Source organism: Micromonospora sp. CNZ299, from assembly GCF_002754415.1.
Window position 1 is genome coordinate 4587410 of sequence record NZ_PEFG01000001.1, and the last position, 25549, is coordinate 4612958.

Annotated in this window: 26 protein-coding genes; 18 read left to right on the forward strand and 8 right to left on the reverse strand. The window is 73.5% G+C overall.

The window, feature by feature from the left end:
• Nucleotides 1–20: 20 nt before the first annotated feature.
• Entirely contained in the window at nt 21–1004 is a 984-nt protein-coding gene (locus CLT68_RS20800; protein ID WP_486482450.1) for a glucosyl-3-phosphoglycerate synthase, read from the reverse strand.
• Between the two features lie 223 nt (nt 1005–1227).
• Here CLT68_RS20800 and CLT68_RS20805 point away from each other — a divergent pair, with 223 nt between their 5' ends.
• The 7 genes from CLT68_RS20805 to CLT68_RS20845 all read left to right on the forward strand — a co-directional run bounded on the left by CLT68_RS20805 (nt 1228) and on the right by CLT68_RS20845 (nt 10486).
• Nucleotides 1228–2238 (forward strand): Gfo/Idh/MocA family protein, encoded by a 1011-nt coding sequence (locus CLT68_RS20805; protein ID WP_099853177.1) that lies wholly within the window; start codon nt 1228–1230, stop codon nt 2236–2238.
• Nucleotides 2231–3319 (forward strand): zinc-binding dehydrogenase, encoded by a 1089-nt coding sequence (locus CLT68_RS20810; protein WP_099853179.1) that lies wholly within the window; start codon nt 2231–2233, stop codon nt 3317–3319. Before CLT68_RS20805 ends, CLT68_RS20810 begins: the two co-directional genes overlap by 8 nt.
• Nucleotides 3320–3464: 145 nt before the next feature.
• The gene (locus CLT68_RS20820) at nt 3465–5270 is read left to right on the forward strand and encodes an ABC transporter ATP-binding protein (RefSeq protein WP_486482259.1); all 1806 of its coding nucleotides are present in this window, start codon (nt 3465–3467) and stop codon (nt 5268–5270) included.
• A 123-nt stretch (nt 5271–5393) separates the two neighbouring features.
• The gene (secA2, locus tag CLT68_RS20825) at nt 5394–7685 is read left to right on the forward strand and encodes an accessory Sec system translocase SecA2 (protein WP_099853182.1); all 2292 of its coding nucleotides are present in this window, start codon (nt 5394–5396) and stop codon (nt 7683–7685) included.
• 179 nt (nt 7686–7864) lie between these two features.
• Entirely contained in the window at nt 7865–8605 is a 741-nt protein-coding gene (locus tag CLT68_RS20830; RefSeq protein ID WP_099853185.1) for a GAF and ANTAR domain-containing protein, read from the forward strand.
• Between the two features lie 404 nt (nt 8606–9009).
• The gene (locus tag CLT68_RS20840) at nt 9010–9501 is read left to right on the forward strand and encodes a DUF2231 domain-containing protein (RefSeq protein WP_099853190.1); all 492 of its coding nucleotides are present in this window, start codon (nt 9010–9012) and stop codon (nt 9499–9501) included.
• A 226-nt stretch (nt 9502–9727) separates the two neighbouring features.
• On the forward strand, nt 9728–10486 hold the full coding sequence (locus CLT68_RS20845) for a class I SAM-dependent methyltransferase (RefSeq protein WP_099857422.1): 759 nt from the start codon (nt 9728–9730) through the stop codon (nt 10484–10486).
• 138 nt (nt 10487–10624) lie between these two features.
• Here CLT68_RS20845 and CLT68_RS20850 read toward each other — a convergent pair whose 3' ends face one another.
• Nucleotides 10625–11572: a DUF3500 domain-containing protein gene (locus CLT68_RS20850; RefSeq protein ID WP_199177101.1), complete on the reverse strand. Its 948-nt coding sequence runs from the start codon at nt 11570–11572 to the stop codon at nt 10625–10627.
• A gap of 32 nt (nt 11573–11604) precedes the next feature.
• Nucleotides 11605–11997 carry an ankyrin repeat domain-containing protein gene (locus tag CLT68_RS20855; RefSeq protein WP_088948024.1) on the reverse strand — a complete coding sequence of 131 codons (393 nt, stop codon included), beginning with the start codon at nt 11995–11997 and terminating at the stop codon, nt 11605–11607.
• A 64-nt stretch (nt 11998–12061) separates the two neighbouring features.
• On the opposite strand from CLT68_RS20855, the gene CLT68_RS20860 reads away from it, so the two are divergent.
• The 9 genes from CLT68_RS20860 to CLT68_RS20905 all read left to right on the forward strand — a co-directional run bounded on the left by CLT68_RS20860 (nt 12062) and on the right by CLT68_RS20905 (nt 17892).
• On the forward strand, nt 12062–12439 hold the full coding sequence (locus CLT68_RS20860) for a signal peptidase I (protein ID WP_088948025.1): 378 nt from the start codon (nt 12062–12064) through the stop codon (nt 12437–12439).
• Between the two features lie 115 nt (nt 12440–12554).
• Nucleotides 12555–13010 carry a cysteine dioxygenase gene (locus CLT68_RS20865; RefSeq protein WP_099853196.1) on the forward strand — a complete coding sequence of 152 codons (456 nt, stop codon included), beginning with the start codon at nt 12555–12557 and terminating at the stop codon, nt 13008–13010.
• A gap of 47 nt (nt 13011–13057) precedes the next feature.
• Nucleotides 13058–13543 (forward strand): rhodanese-like domain-containing protein, encoded by a 486-nt coding sequence (locus CLT68_RS20870; protein ID WP_099853198.1) that lies wholly within the window; start codon nt 13058–13060, stop codon nt 13541–13543.
• Between the two features lie 50 nt (nt 13544–13593).
• Nucleotides 13594–14142 (forward strand): winged helix-turn-helix domain-containing protein, encoded by a 549-nt coding sequence (locus CLT68_RS20875; protein WP_099857424.1) that lies wholly within the window; start codon nt 13594–13596, stop codon nt 14140–14142.
• Nucleotides 14143–14389: 247 nt separating this feature from the next.
• Nucleotides 14390–14995: a winged helix-turn-helix domain-containing protein gene (locus CLT68_RS20880; RefSeq protein ID WP_099853201.1), complete on the forward strand. Its 606-nt coding sequence runs from the start codon at nt 14390–14392 to the stop codon at nt 14993–14995.
• A gap of 41 nt (nt 14996–15036) precedes the next feature.
• The gene (locus CLT68_RS20885) at nt 15037–15690 is read left to right on the forward strand and encodes a uridine kinase (protein ID WP_099853205.1); all 654 of its coding nucleotides are present in this window, start codon (nt 15037–15039) and stop codon (nt 15688–15690) included.
• 164 nt (nt 15691–15854) lie between these two features.
• Entirely contained in the window at nt 15855–16253 is a 399-nt protein-coding gene (locus CLT68_RS20890) for a TraR/DksA family transcriptional regulator (protein ID WP_088948030.1), read from the forward strand.
• 48 nt (nt 16254–16301) lie between these two features.
• On the forward strand, nt 16302–17174 hold the full coding sequence (locus tag CLT68_RS20895; RefSeq protein WP_099853209.1) for a DUF72 domain-containing protein: 873 nt from the start codon (nt 16302–16304) through the stop codon (nt 17172–17174).
• A gap of 289 nt (nt 17175–17463) precedes the next feature.
• Entirely contained in the window at nt 17464–17892 is a 429-nt protein-coding gene (locus CLT68_RS20905) for a DUF2267 domain-containing protein (protein WP_088948032.1), read from the forward strand.
• 45 nt (nt 17893–17937) lie between these two features.
• On the opposite strand, the gene CLT68_RS20910 is transcribed toward CLT68_RS20905, so the two are convergent.
• Entirely contained in the window at nt 17938–18717 is a 780-nt protein-coding gene (locus tag CLT68_RS20910; RefSeq protein WP_199177102.1) for a DUF72 domain-containing protein, read from the reverse strand.
• A gap of 157 nt (nt 18718–18874) precedes the next feature.
• Between CLT68_RS20910 and CLT68_RS20915 the strand changes: the two genes are divergently transcribed.
• Together CLT68_RS20915 and CLT68_RS20920 are read left to right on the forward strand one after the other, a co-directional pair.
• Complete coding sequence (locus CLT68_RS20915) at nt 18875–19180, forward strand: hypothetical protein (RefSeq protein ID WP_099853213.1); 306 nt, start codon at nt 18875–18877, stop codon at nt 19178–19180.
• 9 nt (nt 19181–19189) lie between these two features.
• Nucleotides 19190–20464 carry a JmjC domain-containing protein gene (locus CLT68_RS20920; protein WP_099853216.1) on the forward strand — a complete coding sequence of 425 codons (1275 nt, stop codon included), beginning with the start codon at nt 19190–19192 and terminating at the stop codon, nt 20462–20464.
• Between the two features lie 334 nt (nt 20465–20798).
• On the opposite strand, the gene CLT68_RS20925 is transcribed toward CLT68_RS20920, so the two are convergent.
• The 4 genes from CLT68_RS20925 to CLT68_RS20940 are packed head-to-tail and all read right to left on the reverse strand — an operon-like array spanning nt 20799 to nt 25541.
• A complete protein-coding gene (locus CLT68_RS20925) occupies nt 20799–21461 on the reverse strand; it encodes a hypothetical protein (protein WP_099853218.1) in 663 nt (220 codons plus the stop codon).
• The gene (locus tag CLT68_RS20930) at nt 21458–24133 is read right to left on the reverse strand and encodes an FtsK/SpoIIIE domain-containing protein (RefSeq protein WP_099853220.1); all 2676 of its coding nucleotides are present in this window, start codon (nt 24131–24133) and stop codon (nt 21458–21460) included. The genes CLT68_RS20925 and CLT68_RS20930 overlap by 4 nt, the downstream gene beginning before the upstream one ends.
• A complete protein-coding gene (locus tag CLT68_RS20935; protein ID WP_099853223.1) occupies nt 24126–25274 on the reverse strand; it encodes a hypothetical protein in 1149 nt (382 codons plus the stop codon). Before CLT68_RS20935 ends, CLT68_RS20930 begins: the two co-directional genes overlap by 8 nt.
• A gap of 6 nt (nt 25275–25280) precedes the next feature.
• Nucleotides 25281–25541: a hypothetical protein gene (locus CLT68_RS20940; RefSeq protein ID WP_088948039.1), complete on the reverse strand. Its 261-nt coding sequence runs from the start codon at nt 25539–25541 to the stop codon at nt 25281–25283.
• Nucleotides 25542–25549 lie beyond the last annotated feature (8 nt).

Here is a 25549-nt window from a genome sequence, read left to right on the forward strand (position 1 = left end):
CGCTCGTCCCTTCCTGGCGTTCACGCGGCGGCCACCCGGCGACGGGGCACGCGGTGACGCAACTCGGCCAGCGGCGGGCGTTCCTCGATGGACACGTCGCTGACCACGATCTCCCGGTCCAGGTTCGGCAGCGTGTCCGACCCACCGCGACGGAACTGGGTCAGCAACGCCTCCGGCGTCGCGCCGGGGACCGCCCAGCCGCGCCGCTGCAACCGGGACCAGGCGGTCAGCATGATCTGGGCGGACATTCGGCCGAGGGCCGCCGTGTCCTGGTGGCGGTGCTTTCGCTCGCCCAGGTCGACCTGGGCCAATGCGTCCAGCCCGACCAGCTCCAGCAGATCGATCAGCATGGCCGTCTCCACGCCGTAACCGGAGACGAACGGCACCCGGGCCAGCACGTCACGGCGGCCGGCGTACTCGCCGGCGAGCGGCTGCACGAAGCCGGCCAGCTCGGGCCAGAAGAGGTTGAGCAGCGGGCGGGCCATCAGCTCGGTCACCCGGCCCCCGCCGTCCGGCTCCACGCTGGCGCTGCCCACCAGCGGGCGGTGGTAGAAGCCCTTCACGAAGTCCACCGACGGGTCGGTGAGCAGTGGGCCGAGCAGTCCGCTCACAAAGTGCGGCCGGAACTCCCGCAGGTCGGCGTCAATGAATGCCACCACGTCCCCTTCGGCGGCGGCGAGCCCGGCCCAGAGCGCGTCGCCCTTACCGGTGAGCTGCGGCAGCCCTCGGGTCATCTCGTCCTGACTGACCACCTCCGCGCCGGCGGCACGGGCCACCTGCGCGGTGCGGTCGGTCGACCGCGAGTCCACCACGATCAGCTCGTCGACCAGGGCGACCCGGTCCATCAGGTGCTCGCGGATGGTCGACACGATCGCGCCGACGGTGGCCTCCTCGTTGCGCGCCGGCAGCACCACGCTGACCCGGCTCCCTCCCTTGGCGCGTAGCAGCCGGCGTGCCGGCCAGTCCGCCGCCGAGGTGGTCCGGTACGTGGCCCACGCCTCCACCACCGGTGACACGGTCGTATCCCGCACGGGCACCCCCTCCGTTCGTGCGTGGAAATAGCGACACAGTTACTTCCCATTCGCCACCACGCGCTAACCGCTTCCAGGGCGTCAGCTTGATCACAACAGTGACATTGTCGCGTTCCCAGGGCATGAACGTTTGATTGCGGACACCCCAGGGGACTGCTCCCATCGAAAAGGAAACGTTCTCGAAAGAGGTTGTCGCATGCGGAAATGCCGGGTTGGTCTCGTGGGCGCTGGCGGGGTGGCACAGCGCCATGCCCGGGTGCTGTCCGGGTTCGACGACGTCGAGCTCATCGGGGTGACCGACGTGGCACCGGAGGCGGCGTCAGCGCTGACGGCGCAGCACGGCGGCCAGGTCTTCCGCGACGTCACCGAGTTGCTGGCCGCGGCCCCGGACGCGGTGTACGTCTGCGTCCCGCCCTTCGCGCACGGTCCCGCCGAGGAGGCGGTGATCGAGGCCGGCGTGCCGATGTTCGTCGAGAAGCCCGTCGCGGTCGACCTGGGCACCGCCGAGCGGATCGCCGACCTGGTCGCGCGCAGTGGGCTGCGCACCGCCGTCGGTCACCACTGGCGCTACCTGAGCGTGCTCGACCAGGCCCGCGACCTGCTCGCCGACCGCCCGGTGCGGATGGTCAGCGGCGCCTGGCTGGACAAGGTGCCCCCGGTGGCGTGGTGGTCACGGCGGGACCGCTCCGGCGGCCCGGTGGTCGAGCAGGCCGCCCACGTGCTGGACCTGATCCGCGTGCTGGCCGGCGAGGTGACCGAGGTCACCGCGTACGGCAACGGCACCCCGCCGCCGGTCGACGGCGCCGACATCGACTCGGTGACCACCGCCGCGCTGCGCTTCGCCGACGGGGCGGTCGGAACCCTCAGCGCGGCTTGCGTGCTGGGTTGGAAGCACCGCGCCGGCCTGGAGATCCTCGCCGACGGGCTGGCCCTCTCGCTCACCGAGGAGGGCCTGACGATCCGCGACGCCGACGGGGAACGACACGTCCCCGCCGACCCGGAGGCCGCGCGGATCGCGGTGGACCGCGCCTTCGTCGACGCCGTCCGCGGCATCGGCGATGACGTCCGTGTGCCGTACGCCGAGGCGCTGGCCACCCAACGGCTGGCCCTCGCGGTGGCCGACTCGGCTCGCACCGGCACCACCGTGCGGCTCGCCACCCCGACCGCCCCGGCGGCCATCAGCACGGGGGTGACCATCGATGCGTGACAAGGTCGTGGTGGTCACCGGCCCCGGCCGGGTTGAGCTGGTCGAGCAGGACGCCGCGCCGCTGCGTCCCGGCACGTTCCGGGTCGAGACGCTCTACAGCGGCGTCTCCGCCGGCACCGAGCTGAGCTTCGTCAAGGGCACGAACCCCTACCTGAACGTCACCTGGAACGCCGACCTGGGGCTGTTCCAACCGGGCGAGGCGAGCACCCCGTACCCGGTGAACCGGCTCGGCTACATGCAGGTCGGCCGGGTGGTGGAGAGCGACACCCCGGCCGTCGCCGTGGGCACTGTCGGCGCGATGACGTACGGGCACCGCACCGGCTGGCTCGCCGACCCGGTCGCCGAGCGGTTCGTGCCGCTGCCCGACGACCTGGATCCGCTCCTCGGCGTCTACGTCGCGCACATGGGCCCGATCTGCGCCAACGGTCTGCTGCACGCCGCGGCCGACCTGCACGGCACCGACGTCCGCTCCCTCGGCGACGGGGTCCGCGGCCGGCGCGTCGCCGTGGTCGGCGCCGGGGTGGTGGCGCTGCTGACGGCGCTGTTCGCCCGGCGCAACGGCGCCGCCTCGGTGGTGGTGCTCGACCCCACCCCGCACCGTCGCCAGGTCGCCGAGGCGCTCGGCCTGGAAACCCTCGACCCGGACGCGGACGACCCGGCGGTCGTGCTCAAGACCCGGTGGGCCCACACCGCCGGTGACCGGGGCGCCGACGTGGTGTTCCAGTGCCGGGGGCAGGCGTGGGCGTTGCAGCTCGCCCTGCGGCTGCTGCGCCCCCAGGGCACTGTCATCGACCTCGCCTTCTACCAGGAGGGCGCGGACGCGGTTCGGCTCGGTGAGGAGTTCCACCACAACGGGCTCTCGCTGCGCTGCGCGCAGATCGGCCGGGTGCCGCGCGGGCTCGCCCCCACCTGGGACCGCGAGCGGCTCTCTGCCGAGACCATCGACCTGCTCCGGACGTACGGGGACGTGATCCGCAAGCACCTCGTCTCGGCGGTGGTGCCGTTCGACGAGGCGCCCACCCTGCTCACCGATCTGGCCGACCGTCGTCGCCAGGAGCTTCAGGTGGTGCTGTCCACCTGACCCGGCGGGCCGGACCGACCCGGCGGGCCGGACCGACCCGGCGGGCCGGACCGACCCGGCGGGCCGGACCGACCCGGCGGGCCGGACCGACCCGGCGGGCCGGAGCGCGCCCGCCCGGGTGACGCGGCGGACTACCGTTCCCGGCATGAGCACCTCGACGCACCGGCCGACCGGCGGCACCTCGACGGACCGGTCGGCCGGTGGCGCCGCTGCGGGCCGACCGGTCGGTCTGGGGGCGCTGCTGCCGTACCTGCGGGAGCACCGCGGCACCCTGGTAGTGGTGGGCGTGCTGTCGCTGGTCGGCGCGGCCGCGTCGCTGGCGCAGCCGCTGCTCACCCGCACGGTGCTCGACCGCATCGGCGCCGACCATCCCGTCGCCGACCTGGTGGCGGTGCTGGTGGCGCTCGTGGTGCTGGGCGCGGCCATCGGCGGGCTGCGCGACTACCTGCTGCAACGCACCGCCGAAGGTCTGGTGCTGGGCACCCGGCGACGGCTCGCCGGTCACCTGCTGCGGCTGCCCATCGCCGAGTACGACCGCCGGCGCACCGGCGACCTGCTGTCCCGGGTCGGCTCGGACACCACCCTGTTGCGAGCGGTCGTCACCTCCGGGCTCTTCGAGACGGTCACCGGGGCGGTGACGGTGGTCGGCGCCGGCATCGCCATGGTGCTGCTCGACCCGCTGCTGTTCGGCGTCACCCTGCTCGGTGTGGCACTGGGGCTGGGCTTCGCCGCCACCTTCGCCCGCCGGGTCCGGGCGCTGGCCCGAGCCGCCCAGGAGCGGATCGGTGAGATGACCTCGGCGGTGGAGCGGGCCATCTCGGCGGCCCGGACCATCCGGGCCAGTCGCGCCGAGGCCCGGGAGGCGGAGACCGTCACCGGCAGCGCGCGGGAGGCGTACGACGCCGGCCTGCGGGTGGCCCGGGTGCAGTCACTGGTCGGCCCGATCGGCTCGATCACCGTGCAGGGCGCGTTCCTGCTGGTGCTCGGCATCGGCGGTGCACGGGTCGCCGCCGGGGCGATCTCCGTCGGTGACCTGGTCGCCTTCGTCATGTACCTGTTCCTCCTGGCGCTGCCACTGGCCCAGGTGCTGCGGGCGTACACCCAGTTGCAGTCCGGTCTGGGTGCCCTCCAGCGGATCGAGGAGATCCTGGCCGTGCCCGCCGAGGGCGCGGCCGATCGGGCCGCTCCCGCCGCCGCGACGACCACCCCGCGCCGGCCCGCACCGATGATCGAGTTCGATCGGGTGGGGTTCGGCTACCCGGGCGGAGAGCCGGTGCTGCACGAGGTCAGCTTCGCGGTGCCCGCCGGTACGCGTACCGCGCTTGTCGGCCCCTCCGGCGCCGGCAAGTCCACAGTGCTGGCCCTGGTCGAGCGCTTCTACGAGGTCAGCGCCGGCGCGGTCCGGCTGGACGGCCACGACGTACGGGACCTGCCCCGCGACGCGCTGCGGGCCCGGCTCGGCTACGTCGAGCAGGAAGCACCCGTGCTGGCCGGCACGCTGCGGGAGAACCTGCTGATCACCACCCCGGACGCCACCGACGACCGGTTGCGCCAGGTGCTCGACGAGGTCAACCTCGCGCACCTGGTCGAGCGCACCCCCGAAGGTCTGAATGTCCAGGTGGGGGAGGGTGGGGTGCTGCTCTCCGGGGGTGAGCGGCAGCGACTGGCGATCGCCCGCGCGCTGCTCGCCGGCCCGCCGGTGCTGCTGCTGGACGAACCGACCAGCAACCTCGACTCGCGCAACGAGGCCGCGCTGCGCCGCGCCATCGACGCGGTGGCCGTCCGCCGGACGCTGTTGATCGTGGCGCACCGGCTCGCCACCGTCGTCGACGCCGACCAGATCGTCGTCCTCGACGGCGGTCGGGTGGTGGCCGTCGGCACCCACGCCGAACTGACCGCCACCGACCCGCTCTACCGGGAGCTCGCCACCCACCAACTGCTGGTCGGCTGACTTCGTCCGTTCGGGGGCCGACCTGCGCTCCTCCGCCGGGGTCGGGGTGCTCTCTCCGTTCGGTGTCGACTTGCCGGCGGCCGGGCCGCGCAAGCCGGCCGGAATCGCGTACCGTTGCCGCTCATGGGTGTGTCGCAACGGTTCAAGAGCAAGTTCCGGCGGTTCCTTCAGCGCCCCGGCTCGACCGTGGATCTTGCTCCGCTGGAGAAGCTGCTGCCGGCTGTCGAGGCGCGCGAGGACGAGCTCGCCGCGCTGGACGACGCCGAGCTGACCGAGGCCGCGGGTGCCGCCACCGGCTACGAGGAGATCTGCGCGATCGGCCGCGAGGCCGCCCGCCGCGGCCTCGACCAGCGGCCGTACGACGTGCAGCTGCTCGGCGCGATGTCGCTGCTGTCCGGAAAGGTCGCCGAGATGGCCACCGGTGAGGGCAAGACACTCACCGCCACGATCGCCGCGTACGGGCACGTCCGGCTCGGCAACGGGCCGGTGCACGTGCTCACCATCAACGACTACCTGGCCCGACGCGATGCCCAGTGGATGGAGCCGGTCTACACCCTGCTCGGCCTCACCGTCGGCTGGGTCAACGAGGCCTCCACCCCGCAGGAGCGGCGCGACGCGTACGCCTGCGACGTCACCTACGTCTCGGTCAGCGAGGCGGGCTTCGACTACCTGCGCGATCAGCTGGCCACCGACGTGGAGGACCGGGTGCAACCGGCCCTGACCACCGCGATCGTCGACGAGGCCGACTCGATCATGATCGACGAGGCTCGGGTGCCGATGGTCCTGGCCGGCGCCGTGCCGGGCGAGCAGGACCCGGTGCACGCCGCCGCCGCGCTGGTCCGTGGCCTGCGCAAGGGCAAGCACTACACGGTCGCGGACGACGGCCGCAGCGTGGCGTTCACCTCGGCCGGCCTGGCCGCCATCGAGGCCAAGCTCGGCATCGACCTGTACGACGAGGAGCACGTCGAGCAGCTCTCCGCGGTCAACGTGGCGCTGCACGCACACGCCTTGCTGCACCGTGACGTGGATTACATCGTCCGGGACGGCTCGGTCGAGCTGGTCGACGAGATGCGCGGCCGGGTGGCCCAGCGCCGCCGCTGGCCGGACGGGCTCCAGGCCGCGGTCGAGGCCAAGGAGGGCCTGGACGCCACCGCCGAGGGCGAGGTGCTGGGCACGATCGCCATGCAGGCGTACATCGCGCTCTACCCGAAGGTCTGCGGCATGACCGCCACGGCGGTGCTGGTCGGCGACCAGCTGCGGGAGTTCTTCGGACTTGAGGTCGCGGTGATCCCGCCGAACACCCCCTGCATCCGCGAGGACGAGCCGGACCGCATCTACGCCACCCGGGCCGAGAAGGACGAGGCGCTGATCGACGAGATCCAGCGCTGGCACGCCAAGGGGCGGCCGGTGCTGGTCGGCACGTTGGACGTCAAGGAGTCCGAGGGCCTGGCCGCCGGTCTCAACGCGGCCGGGGTGCCCTGCGTCGTGCTGAACGCCAAGAACGACGACGAGGAAGCGGCGATCATCGCCGAGGCCGGCGCGTACGGCGCGGTGACCGTTTCCACCCAGATGGCCGGGCGGGGCGTCGACATCCGACTGGGCGGCAGCGACGGCCGCGACCAGGAGCGGGTCGCCGAGCTGGGCGGCCTCTACGTGATCGGCAGCGGCCGGCACGACAGCCGCCGGGTGGACGACCAGCTGCGTGGTCGTGCCGGCCGGCAGGGCGACCCGGGCGGCTCGGTCTTCTTCGTCAGCCTGGAGGACGACCTGGTCGTCCGGCACGCCGCCGACTCGGTGCCGGCGTCGCCGCGGATGAACGCCGACGGCCTGGTGACCGACGAGCAGGTCGACTACGCGGTGGAGCACGCCCAGCGGGTCGCCGAGGGCGTCAACCACGAGATCCACCGCAACACCTGGCGCTACAGCGTGGTGATCGAGCAGCAGCGCAAGGCTCTCGCCGCTCGCCGCGAGCGGTTGCTGACCAGTGACGTGGCCGCCGTGATGCTGCTGGAGAAGGAGCCCGAGAAGGCCGGCGAGATGGACGAGGACCTGCTCGCCCGCGCGGCCCGCTCGATCGCGCTCTTCCACCTGGACCGGCTCTGGGCCGAGCACCTGGCCGAGTTGTCGGAGGTCCGCGAGGGCGTGCACCTGCGCGCGCTGGGCCGGCTCGACCCGCTGGACGAGTTCCACCGGGCCGCCGTGCCGGCGTTCAACGACCTGGTCCCGGAGATCGAGGCCCGCACCATCGCCACCTTCACCGAGACCGAATTCGACGAGGACTGGCAGCCCGACGACGGCACCCTGGTCCGGCCCACCGCCACCTGGACGTACCTGGTGCACGACAACCCGTTCGGGTCCGAGCTGGACCGGCTGATCGCGTCGATCGGGCGGCGACTCAGCGGCACCTCGCGCTGACGTAGGCCACCGGGGCCCCTGTCGTGCCTCCGCGTGCGGCAGGGGCCCCGATTTACGTCGTTTCGACCCAGGTTTCCTCGGGTAGTAGCGCTGGTCGGTCGAGTCGGGAGAGAGCAGACGATGACACAGGTGATGATGATCGCGGGGCGGGCGCGAGGGCGCACGGAGGCTGCGAACCGGTGAACCTCGACACGCGGAAGCCGGTGGTGCAGACCCTCGGTGTCCTGGAAACCGCGGCCCTGTTACGGGAGCTGACCGCCGGACTGATCGCCCTGACCGACTTTGACGAGGCGCTGCTGGCGTTGGTCCGGGTCACCAGGGACGCGGTGGCCGGAGTGCGCTGGTGCGGGTTCACCGCGCTGCGCGCCGGCGAGCCCGCCGGTGTGGCCGCCTCCGACGAGCGGCTGGCCGGGCTGGACGACCTGCGACACGGGCCGGACTCGCCGGCGATGAGCGCCATCCAACGCCGCGAGATGATCCTCGCCGCCGATCTGGCCGGCGAGACCCGCTGGCCGGTCTGGACGGCGCGCGCCCGGGATCTCGGCGTGCGCGGGGTCATCTCCGCGCCGGTGGACATCGACGACCAGGTGATCGGCGCGATCAACCTCTACGCCGCCTCGCCGGAGCTGCTGACCCCGCAGCACCAGTTGACCGCGATGCTGCTCGCCGAACACGCCGGCCTGCTGCTGGCGGCCGTCCGTGACCGCAAGCGGCAACTCACGCTCGCCGGCGAGCGGGACGCCTCGCTGCTGCACGACGGGGTGGTGGGCCAGGCCGTCGGGGTGATCATGACCCAGCGCGGGTGCCCGCCAGCCGAGGCCCTCGACGTGCTGCGCACCGCGGCGTCGTCATTGGACATTCCGCTGCGCGAGGTGGCCGAGCGACTGGTCCGGACGGTCTCCCGCCCTCGCGACGCCTGACGGGCGCGATGCCTGACCGGACCGCGCGCCGAGGCTCACCCGCGCGGGTCGGCGTTCGTGGTTCGGCGTTCGGCGCTACGGCCTTGATCGACTCGGGTTACTCGAATCCGGGGTGTTCGCGGCTCATGGATGGCCCGGTTTCCTGAGTCCCGAGTGGATCAACCTCCCGGCGGTGCGTGTGCGCGCGGTGGTGCGTGTGCCCACGGCGGTGCCTGTGCCCACGGCGGTGCCTGTGCGCGCGGTGGTGCCTGTGCCCGCGGCGGTGCGTGTGCCCGCGGTGGTGCCCGTTCTCCCGGCGGTGCCCGTTCTCTCTCTCGGCGGCGAGTCGGGCGGCGTCGTTTCGTCCCGACCGGCCTCGGGTAGCACTCTGGTCAGGTGAGCTGCGCCGACCCGGGGGAGGACCGATGCAGAGCCGGCTGCGGGTGCAGGGGCACCCGATCCAACCGATGCTGGTCACGTTCCCGCTCGGGCTCTTCGTCAGCGCCACCGTCTTCGACTTCACCGATGTCGTCGGCGGACCGGCGTTCCTGGGCGAGGTCGGCTACTGGACCGGCATCGCCGCCCTCGTCGCCGCGGCACTGACCGCGGTGGCCGGCATGATCGACCTGTGGGACGTACCGGTCGACCGCACCCGCCGCACAGCGGTCGCCTTCAACCTGGTGAACGCGGTGATGGCCGGCTTGTTCCTGCTCACCTGCCTTGTCCGGTCGCAGTCACCGGAGCACGGTGCGTCGGCCGCGATCCTGATCACCGAGTTGGTCGCGCTCGCCGCCGGTGGCATCGGCGTGCACCTGGGCGCCCGGCTGATGCGGCAATTCGACAGCGGCCGCACCGAGACGGGCGGCCTCGACGCGCTCGCCAACGGCACCGTCGAGATCGTCCGCCCGCGCCCCTGACGCACTGTTGGCATTGGGCACTGCCGGTCCCGCGCTGCCGGTCCCGCGCTGCCGGTCCCGCGCTGCCGGCCCCTGATCCGACCCGCCTGGTTCGTCCGACCTGTGACCCGGTTGGACGGGCGGTGACCGGTTCGGACGGATCGGCCCTGACCCGACCCGTCTGGCGGGGCCGTGGCGGGCGCAAATGAGTTGCCGGTCGGGTGGCCGGCCGGTGAGGCTGACCGCCATGACCGATCTGCGGAACGCCGAGGAGTTGATCGCGGAGGCAGCAGCCGCGCCGATCGACGGGTGGGGCTTCGACTGGCTGGCGGGCCGGGCTACCGAGGAGCGTCCACAGTGGGCGTACGCCCGACTGGTCGCCGATCGGATGGCGCGCGCCACCGCCGCTCTGGACGTGGACACCGGCGGCGGTGAGGTGCTCGCCGAGGTGCCGCATCCGCCGAAGCTGCTGACGGCCACCGAGGGCTGGCCGCCCAACGTGGAGGTTGCCCGGCGCACCCTGCGCCGGGTGGGCGCGACGGTGGTGGCGGTCGACCCGGACGGGCCGCTGCCCTTCCGCGACGCCTCGTTCGACCTGGTGGTCAGCCGGCATCCGGTGCGGACCGACTGGGCGCAGACCGCTCGGGTGCTGCGGCCGGGCGGGACGTTCCTGTCCCAGCAGATCGGGGCGGGCACCATGCGGGAGCTGAGTGAAGCGATCCTCGGCCCGCTGCCGCCGCCGGCCCACCGGCATCCCGAACACGCGGCGGCCGCCGCCGAAGACGCTGGTCTGCGGGTGGTCGACCTGCGTCGGGCCACCCTGCGGGCCACCTTCTCCGACATCGGTGCGGTGGTCTGGTTCCTGCGCAAGGTGATCTGGACGGTGCCCGGGTTCACCGTGGACCGCTACCGCGAAGAACTCCTGGCCCTGCACGAGCGCATCACCACCGAGGGCCCCTTCATCGCCCACGCCCAACGCTTCCTCATCGAGGCGACCCGGCCCTGACCCCTGACCGCGGCGATCATGCACTTGTGGTGCCCCGCAAAAGTGGCGCACCGGGCCAAGCCGCCCACCACAAGTCCATGATCGACCGGCGGGGCGGGGCGGGGCGGGGCGGGGCGGGGCGGGCCAGGCCAGGCCAGACTAGTGGTGGGCCTTGTGGTGGGTTGCCAGGACGTCGGCGCCGAAGTCGCTGGCGGGGCGGCGTAGCACTGTGTGGGCGTGGTTGCCGTCGGCGCTCGTGTTGTCGTACTCGATCAGCAGGTCGTCGCCCTGCACCCGGTAGTAGTGCCGCTGCCCGGGGTGGGTCGGCCCGGCCCAGGCGAAGTGCAGCCGGCCGGCGTCCAGTCGGCGCGCCTCGCGGATGGCCAGCTCGGGCGGCAGCCGGTCCAGGTAGAGCGCGACCACCTGGTCGAGCAGTGCGCGCCCGGTCGGCCCCAACCGGTCGGACGGGACGCCGAGCGGCTCCAGCGGAGCGTCGACCTGCCCGCGGGTGGCGCTGATGATGTCCGCGGGCGCCTCGTCGGCGACGATCGCGGCGGATCGCTCGGCCGGCCCGATCGCGTCGAGCAGTGCCCGGCCCAGGTCCTCCTCGATGCCGAGTGGGCGGGAGACCGGGCGGCCGGCGTAGCGGACCGCTGCCGGGTTGGCGCCGAAGAAGATCGGTGCGGGGGAGACCTGACCGTCCACCACTGTCATGTTCACCGACAGGTGGTGCCCTTCGAGTCGCCACGCCCAGCGGTCGTCGCGCGTCGGGTCACCGAACACGGCCACCCAGTAGTCACCGCTGTGCCGCCCGCGATGCCAGCCTTCGGCGCGGTCCAGCACCTCCTCCAGCGCGATGATCGCCATCGCCTGCGCGTACGCCGAAGGGCTGAGCGCGGTGGCCAGCAACCGGTGCGCGGCCTTGCGACCGGCGACGTCGAGCTCGGAGAGGCAGACGCCGGGCCGGGGTCGAGGCCGGTACTCCAGCCAGCGTCGGGACGACTCGTCGTCGAACGGGTGCACGGCGCTGTCACGGGCGGCGGGGTCGAGCGCGGCCAGCAGCATGGTGCCGGCGGCCCGCATCTGCTCGGGCAGGGGATCTTCCACCGACCCTGTATACCGGCCCGTCGGCGCTGGTGTCAGCCGGCGCGCAGCAGCTCCGTCATCTCCGGCAGGTCGAAGAACTGCGCGGTCTCCAGCGCCGAGGGGTTGCCGTGTGCCGGGTCGGCGCCGGCGGCGAGGAGCGCGCGGACCGCTTCGGTGCTGCTGCGGAACACCGCGGCGGCCAGCGCGGTCTGACCCCGGTCGTTGGCCCGGGAGTGGTCGGCGCCGCGACTGAGCAGGGCGGCCACCGTGTCCGGGTGGGCGTGGTACGCGGCCAGGATCAGCAGCGTGTCGCCCTTGTCGTTGGTGAGGTTGACGGGCAGGCCGGCGTCGAGCTGTGCGGCCAGCTCCTCGGTGGAGCCGGCCCGGGCCAGGTCGAACATCCGGTGCGCGAACGCCAGCGTCTCGGCGTCGAGGTGGTCGGTCACCGGTCCAGGTTAGTCGCAGCGGTCCTGATACGTTGCTCGGCCGGTGTGCTGGGGGAGGGGTCCGATGGCGGAGACGGTGTACGTGGGCAACGCGGGTGTCGACGGTGCCACCAATGCCGGTTGGCTGCTCGGGCACTTCGCGCCGCCGGGGGAGATCCGACACAGCGCCGACGTCGAGGTGAAGTGGGGAGTGCACCCGCCCGGGCAGGCCCGGTCCCAGTGGGCGACCGGGGAGCGGCGCACCACTCTGCTCGTACTCATCGAGGGGTGCTTCCGGGTGGAGCTGCCGGACCGGACGGTACGGCTGGCCGCGCCGGGCGACTACGTGGTGTGGGGTCGGGGAGTGGACCACTCCTGGTTCGCGGAGCGCGCGTCGGTGGTCCTGACCGTGCGGTGGCCCTCGCTGCCCGGCTACCGGGTGGACCCGCCGGTGCTGCGCTGATCGACACCAGGTCTGACCTGCGTCCCAGCAGGTGGAATGAATTACCTACTAAACCTATAGGCTTTGCCGTCTACAGTACGAGGGCACCCCGCCGAACGACCCGCGAGGAACCGCCATGACGCACCGCCGCCCGGAGCCCGACCTGCTCACCGTCGCCGCCCGGTGGGCCGACCCGGCCGGCTGGCCGGTCGCGCTGCGCTTCGACCCGGCCGAGCGCTGGTACGCGCGCCTCGACGTCGGCGACGACCACGAGGTGTGGGCACTGAGCTGGCTGCCCGGGCAGGGCACCGACCTGCACGACCACGGTGGTTCGGCCGGAGGGTTCCGGGTCGTCAGCGGCACGCTCACCGAGGAGACGGTCGCCGCCGGCCGGTTGCGCCCACGACGGCTGCCCGCCGGCGCCGGTCGCCGCTTCGGCCCCCGACACGTGCACCAGGTGACCAACCAGGGGCCGGCGTCGGCGGTCAGCGTGCACGTCTACCGGCCGGCGTTGCTGCGGATGACCCGCTACCACCTCGTGGACGGGCGGCTGCGGGTCGCCGAGGTCGCCGAAGCCGGCCGGTCCTGGTGACCGCGGCGAGACCACGATCCACTCCCTGTCACCGGAAGGAACCGATAATGCAGGCAACCGCCGAGCACTGTCCGGCCCCCGTGCCGCCGCCGGGCTCCCGGGGCATCGACGAGATCCTGGCCGCCGCGCGTGCCCGGCTCCACCGGTTGGACCCGGAGCGCGCGCACCTGGCGTGCCGGGCCGGAGCACTGCTGGTCGACATCCGGCCGGCAGCGCAGCGGGCCGCGCACGGCGTGGTGCCGGGCTCGCTCACTGTCGAACGCAACGTGCTGGAGTGGCGCTTCGACCCCCGCTGCCCGGCCCGACTGCCGCAGGCGGTCGACTACGACGTGCCGGTGATGATCCTCTGCCAGGAGGGCTACACCTCGTCGCTGGCCGCCGCCGCCCTGCAGGACGTCGGCCTGCACCGGGCCACCGACGTGGTCGGCGGCTTCGCGGCCTGGCGGATCGCCGGCCTGCCAGCCCTCGGCCCGACCCCGCTGCACACCTCCCCACTCGCGTCCCCCGTCAAGACCGGGTGGGCGCGCCGCTGACCGTCACGCCGCACCCGGCGTGGCGGGCGTACCGCCACTCAGGAGGCACCATGTCCGTCGTCGCCATCCCCACGCGCCGCCACCCGGGCACCCGCCCGGCCCGCCCGCGCACCGATCCGACCCTCACCATCACCCTCGACCTCGTCCCCGGGCCGCTGAGCCCCCGGCTGGCCCGGTTGGTGCAGCTGCTCGGCGAGCTGGCCGAGTCGGGGGAGGGCCAGCTGCGTACCGTCGAGGACGTGGTGCCCGCGCCGCGACCGGCCGCGAGCCCCGCCGCCGGCGAGCCGTCCGCCGACGCCGCCCACGTCCGCATCCTGGCCGGCTCGCGGATGGTTCGCCAGGGCGACCGGGTCGTCCCGCTGACCCGCATCGAGTACGAGCTGCTGCTGTTCCTGGCCGAGCGGCCGCGCCGGGTCTTCACCCGCCTCCAGCTGTTGTCCAGTGTGTGGGGGTACGAGCACGCGGTGGCCCGGACCGTGGACGTGCACGTTCGACGGCTGCGCGCCAAGCTGGACGGCTCGGAGGTGGTGACCACCGTCTACGGGGTTGGTTACCGGTTGGCCGACGAGGCGCGGATCAGCGTGGACCACAGCCGATAAGCCCTGGTCCGGCGGCCTGCGGCAATCTCGGTGAACCGGGCGGGGACCCCCGTATCGGGGCATCTCGGCGACTCTGCTGTAATCATCAGGCGTCGTACGCAGAGCGAGCATCTGGCTCCGATGTGTTCGTCAATTGTCACATTCATGCAACGCAGCCGCCTCTTGATTCTCGCCCGGGCGCCGGGAAGCATCGATGAAGCGGCGTCCCGGGCCGTGGGGAGATACCCGGACCAGCCCAAGGAGGACCATGTCGGTCAGCCCTGCCTCGTCGCGCGCCGGATGGCATACGTCGCAACCCGCGGTGCCCGGTCGACCGCCCGGCGGTCAGCGTCGCCCGGCGAACACCGCGACGCCCGTGCTCACCGTGACGCTGTCCATCCCGCTGGCCTGTGAGGAGTCGCTGACCCCAGCGGCACGTCGGCTGCTCGAAGCCGCCCGGGAGATGCTGGAGCGCGGCGAGGGCGTGATCATCGGGTCCGTTCCGACCGAACGCCGCCCCGACCAGGTGCCCGCCAACCGCTCGCCAACCCGGGCGCTCAGCCCGACCATCCCGGCCCTGCACATCCTCGCCTCGTCCCGCTCGGTGCTGCGCGACGACGAGCCGCTGCCGCTGACCCGGCTGGAGTTCGACCTGCTGCTGCACCTGGTCGCCCACCCGCGCCGGGTGTTCACCCGGCTGCAACTGCTCAACGCCGTCTGGGGCTACGAGCACGCCGGCGTACGCACCGTCGACGTGCACGTGCGTCGGCTGCGCGGCAAGGTCGGCGTGGACGTACCCTTGGTCACCACCGTCTACGGCGTGGGCTACCGGCTGGCCGACGACGCCCGGGTCACCATCGACCGCAGCAGCTGACCGGCGTCACCCGCCCACCCGACGCGGGGCAGGATGGTCCGGTGCGCATCCGTCCCATCTCGCCCGACCTGCTCGTCACCGAGCTGACCGGCCGGCTGGCCGACGCCGCGACCCGCGCCGCCACCGGGCCCGCCCGGCTGCGGGTGGCGGTGGACGGCGCTCCCGCCGCCGGCCCGGACGAGCTGGCCGCCGCGCTCGTCGACCCGCTGCGCGCCCGGGGCCGTCCGGTGCTGCACGTACGCGCCACCGACTTCCTCCGCCCCGCGTCCCTGCGCTACGAGCTGGGCCGCACCAACCCGGACTCCTTCTACGAGAACTGGGTCGACGAGGCCGGCCTGCGCCGGGAGGTGCTCGACCCGGCCGGCCCGGGCGGCACCGGGCGGGTGCTCCCGTCGCTCTGGGACGCCGACGCAGACCGGGCCAGCCGTGCTCACTACGTCGACCTGCCACCCGGAGGTGTCGTCCTCGTCAGCGGCCCACTGCTGCTCGGCGGCGGCCTGCCCTTCGACGTCACCGTCCACCTGCAGCTGTCCCCGGCGGCGCTGCGTCGACGCACCGAACCGGCCCAGGAGTGGGCGCTGCCCGCCTTCGACCGGTACGCCGAGGAGGTCGTACCGGCGAGCTTCGCCGACGTGGTGGTACGAGCCGACGACCCCCGCCGCCCCGCGCTCGTGGAGCCCGGCGGAGACGGCTGACAACCCCCGGGAATTCGCCGGTTTGCCCGGCCGATCCCGTGGGTAATCGCCCGGCTCACAGAGCGCAGGCGATCGCCCGCGCACCGTTTGCGACCGTGACCGGGGCTTCACGCCGCCGGCACCCGGTTCACAGTGAGCCACAGGCCCAGGAAAGGCAGGCAGCGATGCTCGTCCACGACACGGTCGGTACGACCCGTTCCCAGACGGAGATCGACCAGATCCGGCTCTCCCTGCAGGCGCGCTACGACGAGCTGACCGCCGAGTACGACCAGGCCGTGCTCCAGAGCCAGGTGCTGCGGCTGGTGGAGGTCGGCGACACCGCCGGCGACGACCAGGCCGACAGCGGCACCAAGACCGCCGAGCGGGACACCGCGCAGTCCCTGTTGCGCACCATCCTCGACCGCCGCGCCCAGTACGAGCACGCGCTCGGCCGGCTCGCCGAGGGCACCTACGGCTGGTGCGAGGGCTGCTCGGCGGCGATCCCGGTGGAGCGACTGGAGATCTTCCCGGCCGCCACCACCTGTGTGACCTGCAAGCAGACCCGCGAACGGCGGGCGGCCTGAGCGACGTCAGCGGTTGCCGGTCGGTCCGTGACGCGATGGACTTGAACCATGGGTGACATCCTCGTGGGCACCGCGTCCTGGACCGACCGCACCTTGCTGGACTCGGGTTGGTACCCGCAGACGGCGGACACCCCGGAGAAGCGGCTGGCCTACTACGCGCGGCAGTTCCCGCTGGTCGAGGTGGACGCCACCTACTACTCGCCGCCCGCCGAGGCGACCGCGAAGCTGTGGGCCGAGCGCACGCCGGCCGGTTTCACCTTCAACATCAAGGCGTTCAGTCTGCTGACCGGGCATCCCACCCGGGTCAGCGCCCTCTACAAGGACCTGCGTCCGGAGACCGACAAGAAGAACGTCTACCCCGACGACCTGCCCGCGCAGTCGTACGAGGAGGTCTGGACGCGCTTCCTGTCCGCCCTGGACCCGCTGGTCGAGGCGGGCAAGCTGGGTGCGCTGCTGTTCCAGTTCCCGCCCTGGTTCACCATCAAGCGGGCCAACAAGCAGTACCTGCTGGAGGTGGCGAAGCGCTGCGCGCCGCTGCGCCCGGTCTACGAGTTCCGGCACGCCTCCTGGTTCGACGGCGACAACGCCGACGAGACCCTGGCCTTCCTGCGCGAGCACAAACTGCCGTACGTCTGCGTGGACATGCCGCAGGGCCACCGCTCGTCGCTGCCCCCGATCCTGGCCGCCACCGCGGACCTCGCCGTGGTGCGCTTCCACGGCCACAGTGACAAGTGGACCAGCAAGGACATCCACGAGAAGTTCGGCTACCACTACTCCAAGCGGGAGCTGGCCGACTGGGCGCCGAAGCTGCGCGAGCTGGCCGACGAGGCCGGTCAGACGCACGTGTTGATGAACAACTGCTACCGCGACTACGCGCAGACCAACGCGAAGACCCTCGCTGGCCTCCTCGACGCCAACTGACCTCACCCGATCCGGGTGGGGCCGGGTCACCCGCAGCGCCGGCAGGCTGGGGACGGTGGGTACGACCGCCCGGGGGTGGTCGACGCCGCAGACGACACGGAGGTGACGGGGATGACGGTTCGAGTGGTGACGGATCGACGGCGCGGTGCCGTCCTGCACGTGGTCGGTACGGCGGACAACGCCCGCCGCGCGCCGCAGGGCAGCCCGGTGCGGGCACGCCGCGGCCCATCGGGGCCGCCTCGCCGCGCCGATGACCGACGGTGGGACAGCACGGAACGGGGGTCGACCGATGGCTGACTCGATGATCTCAGCGTTCGAGTCCTCGCTGGACAAGACGAACCTCATTCTCAAGGACATCGAGAACGCCTACGGCTGGCCGAAGGAACGGCGCAACCAGTCGTACGCGGCTCTGCGCACGGTGCTGCACCTGCTGCGCGACCGGCTGCCGGTGGACGAGAGCGTCGAGTTCGCCCAGCAGTTGCCGGTGCTCGTGCGGGGGATCTACTTCGACGGCTGGGTGCCGTCCGACGTGCCGATCAAGCTCAACCGGGACGACTTCCTCTACGAGGTCCGTCAGGGCTTCCCGTACGACGCGGAGGGCGGCCCGGAACGGGTGACGCAGGTGGTGCTGGACACCCTGCGCCGACACGTCACCCAGGGCGAGTGGCAGGACGTGAAGGACACCATGCCCAAGGACCTCGCCAAGATGATGCCGTGACGGCCTGACGCTCGTGAGCCCGCCCGAGGAACGCCTCGGGCGGGCTCAGTCGCCGGAGGTGTCCGCCTCGGCCGGCGTCGGCACCCGGGACACCGGGTGCCCGGCCGCGCGGGCCAGCGCGGCGAACGCGACAGCGTCCACGATGGCGGCGCCGCCCGGGTCGTTGTTGAAATAGACGTACGCCGGCTCGTCCTCGCCGAAGGTGTCGGTCAGCCGCCGCACCCATGAGGTGAGCGCCGCGCGGCCGTAGCGGGGCCACGGCCGTGCCCGCCCCTCGTGCAGGCGGAGGTATCCGAAGTCCGTGGTGCGCCAGCGCGGAGCGACCGGGCGCCCCAGCCGGTCGGCCCAGACCAGCGCGGCCCGACGCCGTTCCAGCACCGCCCGGGTGGCGTCGGTCCACCAGGAGGGGTGCCGGGGCTCGACGGCGACCCGCACCTCGGCCGGGAACAGCCGCAGGGTCGCGTCGAGTGCGTCGACGTCCGCCCGGAGGTTCGGCGGCAGTTGCAGCAGCACCGGGCCGAGACGGTCGCCGAGCGCGGTGGCGCGACCGAGGAACCGGGCCACCGGCTCTTCCGGATCGCGCAGCCGCTTGATGTGGGTGAGGTAGCGGCTCATCTTCACCGCCACGCAGAAATCCGCCGGTGTGCGTGCCCGCCAGGCGGCGAAGGTCTCCCGCTCCGGCAGCCGGTAGAAGGCGTTGTTGACCTCGACCGTGGCGAACCCGGCCGCGAAGTGCTCCAGCCAGAGCCGCTGCGGCAGTTGTTGCGGGTAGAAGCGGCCCCGCCAGTCCCGGTACTGCCAGCCGGACGTGCCCACCAGGATCACCACCCCATCCTGGCACTCTCCGCCGCCGCTCGCGAACTGCCCGTGTCGCCCCGGTTCGGCGTCTACGGTGAGGGTTAGAGAAGATCGCGCGTGGGGTACCACCCGCAGCACGACGGACCCCGGCGCACGGCGGGGCGGCACACCCAAGGGAGTACCGATGGCACTCAACGATGACGACATGCAGACCATGGGCGGCGGCGGCGCGGAGGGCCCGGCCGACGGTGGCGCGACCCCCGGTCAGCACGACGGTGGCGCCGACGGTGGCGCGGAGGGTCCCGCCGACGGTGGTGCCACCCCGGGCCAGCACGACGGTGGCGCCGACGGCAGCGCGGAGGGTCCCGCCGATGGCGGTGCCACCCCGGGTCAGCACGACGGTGGCGCCGACGGTGGCGCGGAGGGTCCCGCCGACGGCGGTGCCACCCCGGGTCAGCAGGACGGCGGCGCTGACGGCAGCGCCCGGTAGCGGCACATCATGACGCACCTCGACCCGCCGGGCGGCCACGGCCGCCCGGCGGTTCCGTCCGCGAACGCCGCCGAGGCACTGGCCCGTTGCGTCTCGGTCGAGCCGGCCAAGTTCGCCGCCGCGCACTGGGGACACACCCCGCTGCTCTCCCGCGCCGCCGAGCTGCCCAACGCGTCCGGCTTCGCCGACCTGCTCAGCCCCGCAGACGCCGACGAGCTGCTCAGCCGGCGCGGTCTGCGTACCCCCTTTCTGCGCGTCGCCAAGGACGGCCAGTTGGTGCCGGCGGCGCGCTGGACCGGCGGTGGCGGCGCGGGCGCCGAGATCGGCGACCAGGTGCTCGACGAGCGGGTCCTGGAGCAGTACGCCTCCGGCGCCACGTTGGTGTTGCAGGGCCTGCACCGGATCTGGCCACCGCTCGTCGACTTCGCCCGTGACCTGGGCCTCGCGCTCAACCAGCCGTTGCAGATCAACGCCTACCTCACCCCGGCGGGCAGCCAGGGGTTCGCCACCCACTACGACACCCACGACGTGTTCGTCCTCCAGGTCGACGGCCGCAAACACTGGCGGATCCACCCGCCCGTGCTGCCCGACCCGCTGGAGAAGCAGCCGTGGGGTGGCCGCGCCGACGAGGTCGGTGCCACCGCGCAGGGCCAGGCCGCGCTGGACGTGGTGCTCGCCCCCGGCGACGCCCTCTACCTGCCCCGGGGTTGGCTGCACAGCGCGCAGGCGCAGGACGCCAGCTCACTGCACCTGACGGTGGGCATCCGCGCGCTCACCCGCTATGCCCTGGTCGAGGAGCTGTTGGCGCTGGCCGCCGAGGACCAACGGCTGCGGGCCAGCCTGCCGTTCGGCACCGACGTCGCCGACCCGGACGCCATCGAACCGGAGCTGACCGAGACGGTCGAGGCACTGCGGGACTGGCTCCTGCGCGCCGACCCCGGTGCGGTCGCCGCGCGCCTGCGCCAACGTGCCTGGACGGCCGCCCGCCCGGCACCCATCCGGCCGCTCGCCCAGGCCGACGCGGTGGCCGCGCTTGACGCCGACTCCCAGGTCACAGTGCGTCCGGGCCTGCGCTGGCAGTTGGTGCCGCACGGGTCGGACTCGGTGGCGCTGCGGCTGTTCGACCGGACGATCACCCTGCCTGGTGACTGCGAGGCGGCGGCTCGTGTCCTGCTCAGCGGCGCGGTCACCCGGGTTGGTGGCCTGCCCGGGCTGCCCGACGACGCCGACCGGGTCACCCTGACCCGGCGACTGCTGCGCGAGGCCGTCCTGGTCCCGGCCTGACCGCCGGCCCGCGCGTCCCGCCGGCCCGCGCTGTCGGCCCTGCCGGCCCGCGCTGTCGGCCCTGCCGGCCCGTGATCGACTCGGTTTTCGTGATGTCGCGGCGTCCGGGTGGCGAGGATGGCCCGGTTTCCGTGAAGCCGAGTCGATCACCGGCCTGGTCGGCGGGTGATCGACTCGGTTTTCGTGAAGTCGGGGTGTCCGGGCCGCGGGGATGGCCCGATTTCCAGGAGGTCGAGTGGATCATCGCGGGGATGGCCCGGTTTTCAGGAAGTCGCGTCGATCACGAGCCCCACGCCACCGGGAACGACGCGGGCGGCGCCGGCCACCCCGCGCGTCAGCGGCCGAGCACCAGCAGCAGCACCGTGGTCACCACCCCAGCGCCGAGGACCACGGTGATCGGTCGAGGACCGAGCATCGCGTGCCGGCGGTCGGCAAGCACCCGCGCCGGCACCAGGCCGATCAACGGCCCGAACAGGGTCACCACCAGCGCCAGCACCGGCATCCCGACCGCGAGATCGCCGCCGTACCCGACGCCCAACGCCCGCGCCCCAACCCCCAGGGCGTACGCCAGGACGGCGCCGGCCACCCCGCACAGCGCCAGCAGCGGGTTGACCGAACCGGGCAGCTCACCCGGCTGCCCGGCGCGGTCGAGCAGGTCACGGGCCTTTCCGAGCAGCAGCACCGGATCGGTGGCCGTGGTGCCGTTCGCGGGTGCGGGCGGGCCACCGAGGCGACGGGCGCCGAGGCGCGAGCGGACCTGCTGCCACAGGTGGGCCACCTCGGCGTCGACGCGTTCCTGCTGTTCGCGGGCGGCGACCAGCTCTTCCTCGGCGTACTGGAGCTGCTCGGCGGCGTCGGCGACGGCCCGCTCGGCAGCGGTGCACTGCCGCTCGTACCAGGTGTGCGCCTCGGCGCGCTGCTCACCCACTCGTGCGGTCAGGTCAGCCAGCCGTCGGAGCTGGGCCGTGTACGTCTCACTGGTCACCGGTTCGTTCATCGCGACGGACCATAAGGGATGATCACCTGTCCGGTGCGGTGCACCGCCCGGTCGAAGAAGAGGCCCCGCCAGGGGCGGGGATACCAGTCCGGGCCGCCGGTGCCCGGGTAGAGCGAGGAACCCAGCTCGCCGCCGTGGGTGTCCAGCGCCACCCAGGCGCCGATCTGGTCGGTACGCGCGGCGGGCCCGCCGAGGTCGGCACGCATCCGTGCCACTCCCCGCCACCAGGCCAGCACGTGCGTTCGTCGTTCCGGCCCGTCGTGCAGGATCCGCCGCAGCTGCTCCAGCCCGGTGCGTCGGCCGGCTCGGGCGGCCAGCGCGCCGGCTGCCGCGTCGACGGCGAACAGCAGCAGGTAGTGCGGGCTCCCCGGGCCGGTCAGCCCGTCGGCCGTCTCGGCCATCAGCTCACCGACGGTCTCCTCGTCGTACCAGGCGGCGTCGTCGGCCAGGTCGTCGTAGAGCGCACGGGCGATCGGGTCAGCGTCGGCGTCGAGGCAGGCGATGGAGAACCGGGCGGTGCCCGGCGGGTGCTGGCGGGCCAGTGAGCGGGCCGCCGCGTCCAGCACCGCGCAGGCCTCGTCCACCCGGGTGCCGAGCACGGCGAGGTTGCGCCCGGGGGCGCGCGGCAGTCGCAGCGCCGCCGAGCGGGACTGTACGTCGATGATCTCGCCGAGCAGGGCGACCGGGCTGCGCGGCACGCTCCCGTCCGCAGGCGCGGCGAGCGTACGGAAGTCCGGCGCGTCCGCCAGTCGGGGTATCGCGTCGCCGTCGAAGAGCCGGGCCGGTGCGGCGTCGGCCGGGCGCATCCGCCACAGCCGGTGCTGCAAGCCGCTCCACGTCTCCCAGTCGCTGGCCGACGGGATCCGGGCGACCTCGTTGCCCTCCACCATGCCCGACTCGGCGTTGACCACCGCGTGCCAGCGAGGCAGCGACTGTGCCGCGTCGTTGCGTTCGGCGAGGATCCGCAGCGCCTTGGGCAACGCGATGCGCAGGGTGAACTGGGCGACCAGCGCGGGGCGGCCCCACAGGGCCTCGATGCCCCGCACGTCCTGTGAGGCGAGCACCAGGTGGATGCCCTGGGACCGGCCGCGTCGGGCCAGGTCCTCCAGCAGGTCGGCAGACTCCCGGGCGACCACGTCCCGACCGGCCAGCAGCATCTGGAACTCGTCGACCACCGCGACGATCCGTGGCCAGTGCCCGGTCGGGTCGACGGCCCGCAGCTCGGCCAGCTTGGTCACCTCGTGCTTCTTGGCCGCGTCGGCGCGCCGACGCAGCTCCTCGGCGAGGAAACGCAGCAGCGCCAGGCCGAACTCCCGGTCGGTGTTGACGTTGATCCCGACCAGGCGCATGTGCGGCAGCCAGCTCGGGTCGCGCCGGCCCTGCGCGAACCGCGCGAAGGACACCCCCTCCTTGAAGTCCAGCAGGTAGAACTCCAGCTCGGCGGGGGAGTAGCGGGCGGCGAGGGCGCCGATCCACGCGAAGATCAGGTTGGTCTTGCCGGTGCCGGACGGTCCGCCGATCAGCGCGTGCGGTGGATAGTCGCCCAGCGTCAGCCGCACCGGCCGGCCCTGCGGCCCCTCGCCGATCGGCGCGGTCAGCCCGTCGGATGAGTCCTCCCGCCACATCAGCTCCGGCGGGGGCAGCAGGTCCGCGAACGGGGTCGGCGGTGGGCCGGCGTTGACCCGGACGGCGATCTCCCGGCACGTCTCGGTGACCAGCGTCGCCGGTGGCGGTGGATCGAGACGGACGGGCAGCCCGGCCGACCCGCCGATGCGTGCGCCGGACACCCCGGCCACCACCCGGGTCACCGTCGGGTCCTCCGGCAGCGGCACACCGTGGACCACCAGGTGCACCCCGCAGGCCGCGCCGGCGCGTACCACCCGGTCCAGTTGTCCGCGCTCGTGCCGGTTGAGCTCATCACCGCCGAGCAGCACCGCCACCCGCCACGGCTCGGGTCGTCGGCCGGTCGCCGCGGCCAGCTCGCGCAACGACGCGTACTCGCCGGCGAGCACCGTCTCGTTGATCCGGCGGATCTGCTCCACCAGGTCGTCGAGCAGTGGGCCCAGCCCGCCGGGGCCGACGAAGGTGAGCAGCCCCGCCGTGCCCAGCGGCGCGAACCCGGCCAGGCCACCGCCGAGCTGCTCCGGGTCGTACCCGACCAGGCGTACCGCGCCCGGGTCGGCGCGGCCGGCGGCCCGCAGCAGCAACGCGGACACCACGGCGTCGCAGCCGGCGCGATCGTCCCCGGACAGGTGTACGTGCCCGGCGTCGAGCAGCGGCACCAGCGCGGGCACCGGGTCGACGCCGTCGATCCGGACCGTGCCGACCCGTAGCGCGCCGGGTGGCTCCGCACGGCGGGCGGGCGTGGGGGCCCACCCCGGCCAGTCGGCCCCCGCGCAGCCCGGCGCCTCCTGCCGGGCCGCGTCGGCGGCGCGCCGGGCCAGCTCGGCGATCCGGGTCGAGTAGCGGGCGTCGATCTCGGCGACGCGGCGGTCCCGCTGGGCACCCACCCGTGCCGGTACGGCCGCAGCCGCCCGCTCGACCCGGGCCAGCCGTTCGCGCCCGGCGGTCAGCTCGGCCTGGGCGGCGGACAGGCGGGTACGGGTCGCGCCCAACGCCTCGGCGAGGGTGTCGCGGACCCGGCTGGCCAACTGGCCGCGCCGGTCAGCCATCGGAGCTCCGTCGAGCCGGCGCGTCCCGCCACGGGCTACCCGAGCGCGGCGGCACACCACCGGAGCGGGGCGGCACACCATCCGTGCGCTGCGGCAGGCCACCGGGGTGCGGCAGCAGGCCACCGGAGCGCTGCGCACCCGGCCGCTGAACCGCACCGCCGAGGCGCGCGCCCGCGCCCGCCGACTGTCCGGCCCCGCCCGGCTGCCCCGCGCCCGCCGGCCGCCCGGCCCGCGCCGGTTGCCCCGCGCCGCCTCGTTGCTCCGCGCCGTTCGCTTCTCCCGCGCCCACTGGCTCTTTCACGCCGCCTGCGGGGAGGTCCCGGCCGAGTCGGGCGAGCAGCAGCCCGGTCGCCACCCCGGCGGTGACCGCGGAGTCGGCCGCGTGCGGCGGCTCCCCGGAGGCGCGCGGTGGCGGCATCCGGCACACCCGGGTCAGCAGTGTCTCCAGCACCGGCGGCGGCAGCCCGGGCAGCAGGTCGCGTACCCGCCCGTCCAGCTCACCGCGCAGCCGGCCGAGGTCGGTGGCGCGGGGCGGATGCCCCAGCAGCTCACCGGCCAGCTCGCGCAGCAGTGGCGGCGCCAGCGCCGCCATGCCCAGCCCCACGTCGGCCGGGGCCCGGCGCAGCTCCTTGCGGAGCCGGTCCCGGTCGCCGGAGCGGACACCACCCACCACTCGGCGCAGCAACTCCTGGGAGTCGTCCACCCGCTCGTCGGGTTCGTCGTCGGTGCCCTCGCGCCCGCCGGTCAGCTCGGCCACCCGCACCGACCACCAGCGGCTCATTCGCACCTGCTCGGCCGGCTCTGGCGCGACCGCTGTGGGCCCGGCGGCCGGCGGCGTGTCGTGTCGGGGAGCGCGTTGTTCGGGGCGGGGCGCCGGGGTGCCGTCCGCGCCCAGCCCGATCGCGGTCAGGTACGCCGAGAGCTGCTCCTGTGCCACCCGCAACGCGTAGCCGGCGCTCTCGGCGTGCTCGGTCGCGGCGGACAGCTCCGGCACCCCCATCGGGTTGGCCGACTCCTGGCGTACCCAGCGCAGTCTCTCCGCGGCCAGGCCGAACTTCTCCAGCGCCTGCCCGAGCAGGGCCACCGGGAACTCCTCGCTGGCGGCACGGACCTGCCCACCGACGTCCTCGATGATGGACATGGTGGCCTACAGGGTGGCGACGTAGAGCTGCGCCTGCTCCACCGCGACCAGTGTCGCGGCGAGACACTCCTCCAGCTCCTGGCTGGCCTGTGTCAGCGACGACTGGGCCGCCTCCACCGTCTCGTGCCCGCTGCCCTCGAGCGCGCCGGCGAGGGTCTGCTGCGCCTCGGACAGTTTCTCGCCGGCCGCCTGGACGGCTGTCTGCCCGTCCCCGATCTGTTGGAGGGCAACATCAATGGCAGCCTTCAACTCGGCGACGCTCGCCACGGCGGAAC